The following is a 2,879-nucleotide window of genomic DNA, read 5'->3' on the forward strand; positions in this document are numbered from 1 at the left end:
GGTAACTTTGTGTTTGAGCGTGTAGGCTGGTTTTCCAGGCAAATCCGGAAAATCAAGGCTGAGGCGTGATGACGAGGCACTACGGTGCTGAAGCAACAAATGCCCTGCTTCCAGGAAAAGCCTCTAAGCATCAGGTAACATCAAATCGTACCCCAAACCGACACAGGTGGTCAGGTAGAGAATACCAAGGCGCTTGAGAGAACTCGGGTGAAGGAACTAGGCAAAATGGTGCCGTAACTTCGGGAGAAGGCACGCTGATATGTAGGTGAAGCGACTTGCTCGTGGAGCTGAAATCAGTCGAAGATACCAGCTGGCTGCAACTGTTTATTAAAAACACAGCACTGTGCAAACACGAAAGTGGACGTATACGGTGTGACGCCTGCCCGGTGCCGGAAGGTTAATTGATGGGGTCAGCGCAAGCGAAGCTCTTGATCGAAGCCCCGGTAAACGGCGGCCGTAACTATAACGGTCCTAAGGTAGCGAAATTCCTTGTCGGGTAAGTTCCGACCTGCACGAATGGCGTAATGATGGCCAGGCTGTCTCCACCCGAGACTCAGTGAAATTGAACTCGCTGTGAAGATGCAGTGTACCCGCGGCAAGACGGAAAGACCCCGTGAACCTTTACTATAGCTTGACACTGAACATTGAGCCTTGATGTGTAGGATAGGTGGGAGGCTTTGAAGTGTGGACGCCAGTCTGCATGGAGCCGACCTTGAAATACCACCCTTTAATGTTTGATGTTCTAACGTTGACCCGTGATCCGGGTTGCGGACAGTGTCTGGTGGGTAGTTTGACTGGGGCGGTCTCCTCCTAAAGAGTAACGGAGGAGCACGAAGGTTGGCTAATCCTGGTCGGACATCAGGAGGTTAGTGCAATGGCATAAGCCAGCTTGACTGCGAGCGTGACGGCGCGAGCAGGTGCGAAAGCAGGTCATAGTGATCCGGTGGTTCTGAATGGAAGGGCCAACGCTCAACGGATAAAAGGTACTCCGGGGATAACAGGCTGATACCGCCCAAGAGTTCATATCGACGGCGGTGTTTGGCACCTCGATGTCGGCTCATCACATCCTGGGGCTGAAGTAGGTCCCAAGGGTATGGCTGTTCGCCATTTAAAGTGGTACGCGAGCTGGGTTTAGAACGTCGTGAGACAGTTCGGTCCCTATCTGCCGTGGGCGCTGGAGAACTGAGGGGGGCTGCTCCTAGTACGAGAGGACCGGAGTGGACGCATCACTGGTGTTCGGGTTGTCATGCCAATGGCACTGCCCGGTAGCTAAATGCGGAAGAGATAAGTGCTGAAAGCATCTAAGCACGAAACTTGCCCCGAGATGAGTTCTCCCTGACTCCTTGAGAGTCCTGAAGGAACGTTGAAGACGACGACGTTGATAGGCCGGGTGTGTAAGCGCAGCGATGCGTTGAGCTAACCGGTACTAATGAACCGTGAGGCTTAACCTTAATCTTGGATACGAATTCCCGCGGCCGCCATGGCGGCCGGGAGCATGCGACGTCGTCGTCTTCAACGTTCCTTCAGGACTCTCAAGGAGTCAGGGAGAACTCATCTCGGGGCAAGTTTCGTGCTTAGATGCTTTCAGCACTTATCTCTTCCGCATTTAGCTACCGGGCAGTGCCATTGGCATGACAACCCGAACACCAGTGATGCGTCCACTCCGGTCCTCTCGTACTAGGAGCAGCCCCCCTCAGTTCTCCAGCGCCCACGGCAGATAGGGACCGAACTGTCTCACGACGTTCTAAACCCAGCTCGCGTACCACTTTAAATGGCGAACAGCCATACCCTTGGGACCTACTTCAGCCCCAGGATGTGATGAGCCGACATCGAGGTGCCAAACACCGCCGTCGATATGAACTCTTGGGCGGTATCAGCCTGTTATCCCCGGAGTACCTTTTATCCGTTGAGCGATGGCCCTTCCATTCAGAACCACCGGATCACTATGACCTGCTTTCGCACCTGCTCGCGCCGTCACGCTCGCAGTCAAGCTGGCTTATGCCATCGCACTAACCTCCTGATGTCCGACCAGGATTAGCCAACCTTCGTGCTCCTCCGTTACTCTTTAGGAGGAGACCGCCCCAGTCAAACTACCCACCAGACACTGTCCGCAACCCGGATCACGGGTCAACGTTAGAACATCAAACATTAAAGGGTGGTATTTCAAGGTCGGCTCCATGCAGACTGGCGTCCACACTTCAAAGCCTCCCACCTATCCTACACATCAAGGCTCAATGTTCAGTGTCAAGCTATAGTAAAGGTTCACGGGGTCTTTCCGTCTTGCCGCGGGTACACTGCATCTTCACAGCGAGTTCAATTTCACTGAGTCTCGGGTGGAGACAGCCTGGCCATCATTACGCCATTCGTGCAGGTCGGAACTTACCCGACAAGGAATTTCGCTACCTTAGGACCGTTATAGTTACGGCCGCCGTTTACCGGGGCTTCGATCAAGAGCTTCGCTTGCGCTGACCCCATCAATTAACCTTCCGGCACCGGGCAGGCGTCACACCGTATACGTCCACTTTCGTGTTTGCACAGTGCTGTGTTTTTAATAAACAGTTGCAGCCAGCTGGTATCTTCGACTGATTTCAGCTCCACGAGCAAGTCGCTTCACCTACATATCAGCGTGCCTTCTCCCGAAGTTACGGCACCATTTTGCCTAGTTCCTTCACCCGAGTTCTCTCAAGCGCCTTGGTATTCTCTACCTGACCACCTGTGTCGGTTTGGGGTACGATTTGATGTTACCTGATGCTTAGAGGCTTTTCCTGGAAGCAGGGCATTTGTTGCTTCAGCACCGTAGTGCCTCGTCATCACGCCTCAGCCTTGATTTTCCGGATTTGCCTGGAAAACCAGCCTACACGCTCAAACACAAAGTTACC

General features: G+C 53.5%; 2 rRNA genes. One reads left to right on the forward strand and one right to left on the reverse strand.

Annotated features, from left to right (window positions below):
* Positions 1-1,451, forward strand: a 23S ribosomal RNA gene (locus L3B96_RS27030); the annotation flags it as partial.
* A gap of 23 nt (positions 1,452-1,474) precedes the next feature.
* On the opposite strand, the gene L3B96_RS27035 is transcribed toward L3B96_RS27030, so the two are convergent.
* Positions 1,475-2,879: ribosomal RNA gene (locus L3B96_RS27035) — 23S ribosomal RNA — on the reverse strand; the annotation flags it as partial.

The sequence above is a fragment of the Clostridium sp. YIM B02569 genome, from assembly GCF_022320765.1.
Classification (GTDB): Bacteria; Bacillota; Clostridia; order Clostridiales; family Clostridiaceae; genus Clostridium; species Clostridium beijerinckii.